Genomic DNA, 1,722 nt, shown 5'->3' with positions numbered 1-1,722 from the left:
GGCTGGTCAGACAGCAGGCCTTGTATGCCATTGGTAATGTATTCTTTAGTCCAGCGCTCTTGTGTTCTGGTGCTGATGCTTAAATATTCACAGAGCTTTTTTCTAGTCTTGAATTTTTTACCCTGTAGTTCAATGAGCCAAATGATTCTTTTTTCAAATCTGAAATTTGGTTGCTTTTTGCGGAGTGAAACAAGTTCTGCTACACTTTCTTTGATTGCGAATTCTTGTGGTTTTGCCATCCTTAAAGATAAACAAATATAACGACATTAAATAATTAAATTGGTATTACCTTAATTTTTATACTTTAAATCACAGCCGTCCGAAAGTTTTTAAATACACTCAATAAACATTCTGTGCTGCTTGCAAACAGGCTATGTGTTAAGATTTATCCTGAAAATAAGTCTTCTTGAAATTGTATTTTGGTTTGTGGCTTTCCTCTAACTCTTTTAGCGCCTTCTCCTACGTGGTTGCAGGCATAGTCTAGTGTAAGATAAAAACTTAAACAGATTCTGATTTTCTCCACAAAATTAGAGAATGCGTATTTTTTCTTTGCTACGGTTCTTTCAATGAGCTGGAGTAGCAGATAGGATATTAGAGCGATGTAAATCTGTGATTTCACAGCGTTCTCGCTAGTACCTACAAAGGTTTTGATTTGTAGGTTCTGTTTAATGGCCTTAAAGAAAAGTTCTATATCCCAGCGTTAAACAGGCTATGTGTTAAGATTTATCCTGAAAATCTTGTATAGATCTGCGATAGTTCTAGCTGTCCAGTTTAGCTCATTGGTAATAATAACAATGATCTTGTTTTCATCTTCTTTATATACATGAACAAGGCGCAGTTGCACGTTATCTATTGCTACTTCTTTAGCCTTATTACTACTAAGGGTTATAATCTCATCTTTAACAATATCTTGGTCTATGGCATCAGGGAGTTCTAATTGCCTTACCGATTCATATACCGTATTTGTTTTTATGCGTGTTACAAAAACATTTTCTGCTTTTATTCTTTGTAGCATTAAATCAAAGTCAAAATAAGCTCTATCTTCAACCACTACGGTGCCTTTAGTGAATATTAACTGCTTTAACCCATACCTATCATGTAATTTGGCTTCGGTTATATTTATAATATCGGGAATCATTTTGGCGTCATCCCAACAGGTGTGTATTTTAATGCCTCCTTTAGCTGTCCGAAACTTTGCCCAATCAAACATAGATAGGCATAGACTTATAAGGGTACTATCGATAAGCTTGATGCTACGGTCTTTAATTTCTTTGATAATATGAGGTTGGTGCCGCTTGGATAAAATAAAATCATAGTGTGCTAATAGCCTATGGTAGAGCATCTCGAACACTTTATAATTGCGCTTCTTATTGCCATCGCTCATTATAGAACGCGCTGGACTTTGTGAGAGCCCCAAATCTGAGATGAAGGTCTGTGAAACCCCAATTGCTGTAGAAATAGCATTTAAAGTGTAGCACTTATTGAGCTGTCCGAAAGTTAAGGCTACAAATTGATCATAGGTCATATAGGTGCTACACCCTTTGTCTGCATCATAGGTTTCGGCACAACGGACAAGCATCCAACGAGGTACTAAATTAATTATAGTTAAATCAAAATAAAACGTCATAATTTTACATAAAAAAATAGTTCATCAGGATTATAATTGTATTTACGTCTAATTGCTTTTGCTTGTGCCCATTTTTTCTCTATTGGATTTAAATC

2 pseudogenes are annotated in these 1,722 nt (G+C 35.4%); both read right to left on the bottom strand.

Going from position 1 to position 1,722, the window contains the following annotated elements:
- Positions 1–239, bottom strand: a pseudogene (locus L3X37_RS15185) (hypothetical protein); the annotation flags it as partial.
- 146 nt (positions 240–385) lie between these two features.
- Positions 386–1,627 (bottom strand): annotated as a pseudogene (locus tag L3X37_RS15180) (IS4 family transposase).
- Positions 1,628–1,722: the final 95 nt, after the last annotated feature.

Origin of the sequence: Wocania arenilitoris (assembly GCF_021728535.1) — a bacterium.
Lineage (GTDB): Bacteria > Bacteroidota > Bacteroidia > Flavobacteriales > Flavobacteriaceae > Wocania_A > Wocania_A arenilitoris.
Note: the sequence above shows the minus strand (reverse complement) of the source record. Positions and strands in the feature narration are given on the sequence as shown.